This window comes from Candidatus Komeilibacteria bacterium CG_4_10_14_0_2_um_filter_37_10, assembly GCA_002793075.1.
Classification (GTDB): domain Bacteria; phylum Patescibacteriota; class Patescibacteriia; order UBA1558; family UBA1558; genus UM-FILTER-37-10.
Window position 1 is genome coordinate 1 of record PFPO01000066.1, and the last position, 3,749, is coordinate 3,749.

Here is a 3,749-nt window from a genome sequence, read left to right on the forward strand (position 1 = left end):
AAAAGTTAGAAAAGCCAAATTATACTACCTCCGGGACTCCAAAAAGAGACTTAAAGAGAAAATGGTTTCTTAAATTATCTTACTTATTAAGAAAAGCAGTTTAATGAATATGCTTTTCTTAATTTAGCGGACGTGGTGGAATTTGGTAGACACGCAAGCTTGAGGGGCTTGTTCCCGTCTGGGAGTGGAGGTTCAAATCCTCTCGTCCGCACCAAATAAAGCTGGTTCTTGTTATCAATGTTAGTAGTTTAATATTTTTCGTAATAGATTTTACGCCAGTAAAATCTAAGAGGAATTTTGCGACTTGAATAGTGGAGCTAATTGACGAATCTACATGATTCGTCAAGGAGCGAAACGGAACAAGTCGAAAAATGACGAGGGCCCGTAGTTCAGCTGGTTAGAATGCCTGCTTTGCAAGCAGGAGGTCAGCGGTTCGAATCCGCTCGGGTCCACCAGCCTTCGCCAAGGCTTCGGCTGGCACAGCCACAAAACTTTAATAATATTTATATGGAATTTTTCTTTGGTCTTATCGCCGTCGCTATCGGCGTTTCTGTAATTTGGAAAACTGAAGGCTATTTAAGTTTCTTCGGTCGTGTTGCTTGGGCCGAAAGAAATCTGGGCGTAGAAGGTGGTAGTAGGCTTTTCTACAAACTACTGGGATTGGTAATTATATTTTTTGGCTTTATGGCAATCACTGGATTATTTGATGGATTTATGCAAGGATTAGCTAGCGTCTTAACCGGTGGTGCTAGTAGAAAATAAATAGCCAAAAACAAATAACTGAATTATGGGCACTTAGCTCAGCTTCAGCCACCCGCTGCGCCAAAGCGCTAGCGCGGCGATAAGGCTGATTGTCCTCTGGACGAGGTTAGATAGTAATTATTTAATAAGAGTAACGGTTTAACAAAATAATATCTTGGGCACTTAGCTCAGCTGGTTAGAGCGCATGGTTTACATCCATGAGGTCGGGGGTTCGAAGCCCTCAGTGCCCACCACGTAAAATAAGGCTTATCAAGTACTATAAGATACTTCACCTACATCATAAAAACACACTTGTCCTCAATCAAAATTATCTTGATCAGGCCGAGTGTGTTTTTGTTTGTATTAACTCAGTCCAGTGATCATGAAATTGCCTTTGGTTCATTGACTTTAACTATAATTAAGCTTCTGAGAAAAAAATATTTGTAATTTAATACTAAACTAACCAGAAATGATAATTAATTTATTATTTTTTTCTTTTTTGACGGTACATATTATTGTTGATCTTGTCAAAAGGTTGTATAATATTATTAAGTTGAGTTAATTTATTTATCATTTAACACAACCATTGAATAAGATTTTTATAATTAAAGGAGGTGAGAAAAATGGCCAAGAAGAAAGCTGCAAAAAAAGCTGTAAAGAAAGTTGCAAAAAAGAAAGTTGCAAAAAAGAAAAAATAGTTAGGTCTTCTTCTAACTAGAAGAAATACAAAAATCCAGCTTGCTCATGCTACTGGATTTTTGTTTTGTCTAAAATTCATCAAACTAATTATTCCCACTAAATCAAATTAAGCTAATTTGTTGCCTTTTTTCGCTATTAATCGCTATTTTTATTCTACCATACTGACCATCGAAGCCCGGTTGAATATCTATTTCTTTATTCCGCATTTTGATAATAGCTTCGGCGATTTGCACATTACTAATTTTGATAATTTGTTCTTTACTTAAATTTAAAAGTATATTGAATTCATTACCACCTCTTTGCACTAACTGATCATATAAATTTATAATTTTTTTTGCTCCTTTACCCACCTGATAAACGTCAGCTAGGATTTCTTGCAGGGGGACAATGCTGACGAAATTACCTAGCCTGTGGATATCTTTTTCACTGCGATCGGCTAATTCATCTACCCGGTAGGCAACGCCCAGCGTTAATTGCCGGCCACAGATTGGGCAAATACCTTTTCTTTTTTTAGTTTCTGCTGGCGCAAAAGAAACATTGCAAGCACGATGACCATCATAATGATACATACCTTCTTCGGGATAAAACTCAATGGTCTGAACTAATTTGTTTGCCGATTTATCATTAATCGCTGTTTTGATCTCTGCATAAGACAGTTCATCTAAAGCAAAAATATTGGCCTCCCGTCCCAGATTAGCTAAACTATGAGCGTCGGAATTGGAAATTAAATTAATATGGTCCAAGGCTGACACTCGCCAATTCATCAAAGGATCAGAGGAAAGACCAGTTTCAATAGCTTTGATCTCGGGGGTCATTTCTTCAAAGCATTCCGCTAATGAATTATACCCTGATTTGGAGCCAAAAACCGCAAACCACGGTGTCCAAGCATGTGCTGGGACCATAAAGCCGTCAGGATCAACATCCTTTAATATTTTTAGAATATCTTTAGCACTCATTCCTAATATTGGCCGACCATCGGATTTTAACTTTGCTCCTCGTTTTTCTAATGCCTGATTAAATATTTGCACCTTCTCTAAACTAGAAAGAAATAAACATAAATGCAAACGCCTAACCTTACCTAGGTGTGAGTAAATAGCGGCAACCTCAGTGCTCATGATAAAATAAGTATTCTGACTATTATTTTTTAGCTGATAAAGTCCAGAGGCTTTTTCCACTAATAACTCTTTCATTTCCCAATATCGTTGCGGGTGCGTAAAGTCGCCGACCGCCACCACATCAATCCCTTTTTTCTGACACCAAATATCAATATTGGGTAATGTTAACATAGGCGAACAAGCACGCGCGTAGGGAGAATGAATGTGTAGATCGGCAATTATCTTCATATTTTATATAAATAAATCTTTCCGCTTTTTTTGTCGGTAACAGTATCCAATTCTTGACTGGATTTTATCGTGGGCAAGCAAAAAGCGTAAGTAATTAGTAATGTTCCTGATTTTAATTTTGGCATTATTCGAGATTCTACTTTTTCCTGGGCCGTTGGTAATAAATAAGTAAAAATATAATTTACTTCCTTAAAATCTGCTTGAAAAAAATTCTGATAAACTATTTTAATATTTTGGCGATAGGGGAAAGTTCTAATTTTGGCGCGTAAATAGGCCCATAAGTTTATTTCATAACCAATGCCCTGTGCTCCATACTTTTTCCAGGCCGCTATCAACACCCGTCCATCGCCACAGCCCAAGTCAACTAATGTCTTACCTTTCTCCAAAACAACTTGTTCCCAAATTTGCTCAATTTTTTTCGCTGATAAAGAAACAAAAGGAACGCGGGTTCGTAAATAAGCAACCAAGGAAACGGTGGTCAAGATAGCGGTGATAAAAATTATTAACAACAATATAATAAGCGTGAATAACATGGCTATATGGTAGCACTTCTCTCAATAAAATAAAACCCCGGCTTTACAGTTGTAAATCCGGGTTAAACATTATTTTGTGCCATTTGTGAACTTGTAAACAACAACCTCACTATCGTTATCTAATTCTTGCAGATAAGCTAATACTGCTTTAGCTTCTTTAGTATCAGCATCTAAACAAGTGAGTTTGTTTACAGTAATAAGACGAATAAGGTCTCCCGTACCATCATTCTGTCTTAATTCTAGCTCACCGCTTTCATTATAAACGGCAACTTTGATGGGGGAATAAGAGCCAATCCGATCAACGACGCCAGTGATCTACTCAAAAAAAACAGGATTAGTGCTTTTATGAATGATCAGGCACGTTGAATATTCCAATAACAAAGCGTTTTTACCTCTATTTTTATTTAACAAACTTCCAACCAAAATAACTAAT

3 protein-coding genes and 3 tRNA genes are annotated in these 3,749 nt (G+C 37.0%); 4 read left to right on the top strand and 2 right to left on the bottom strand.

The features are described from left to right. Nucleotides 1-126: 126 nt before the first annotated feature. The 4 genes from COX77_03450 to COX77_03465 all read left to right on the top strand — a co-directional run bounded on the left by COX77_03450 (nucleotide 127) and on the right by COX77_03465 (nucleotide 995). Nucleotides 127-214: transfer RNA gene (locus COX77_03450), tRNA-Leu, on the top strand. Nucleotides 215-378: 164 nt separating this feature from the next. Beyond that, a tRNA-Ala gene (locus tag COX77_03455) sits at nucleotides 379-455 on the top strand. Nucleotides 456-507: 52 nt separating this feature from the next. Continuing rightward, on the top strand, nucleotides 508-762 hold the full coding sequence (locus tag COX77_03460; GenBank protein ID PIZ98777.1) for a hypothetical protein: 255 nt from the start codon (nucleotides 508-510) through the stop codon (nucleotides 760-762). Nucleotides 763-918: 156 nt separating this feature from the next. Beyond that, nucleotides 919-995 (top strand) — tRNA-Val (locus COX77_03465). A gap of 546 nt (nucleotides 996-1,541) precedes the next feature. On the opposite strand, the gene COX77_03470 is transcribed toward COX77_03465, so the two are convergent. Continuing rightward, nucleotides 1,542-2,783 (bottom strand): DNA helicase UvrD, encoded by a 1,242-nt coding sequence (locus COX77_03470; GenBank protein PIZ98778.1) that lies wholly within the window; start codon nucleotides 2,781-2,783, stop codon nucleotides 1,542-1,544. Further along, nucleotides 2,780-3,316: a hypothetical protein gene (locus COX77_03475; GenBank protein ID PIZ98779.1), complete on the bottom strand. Its 537-nt coding sequence runs from the start codon at nucleotides 3,314-3,316 to the stop codon at nucleotides 2,780-2,782. Before COX77_03475 ends, COX77_03470 begins: the two co-directional genes overlap by 4 nt. Nucleotides 3,317-3,749 lie beyond the last annotated feature (433 nt).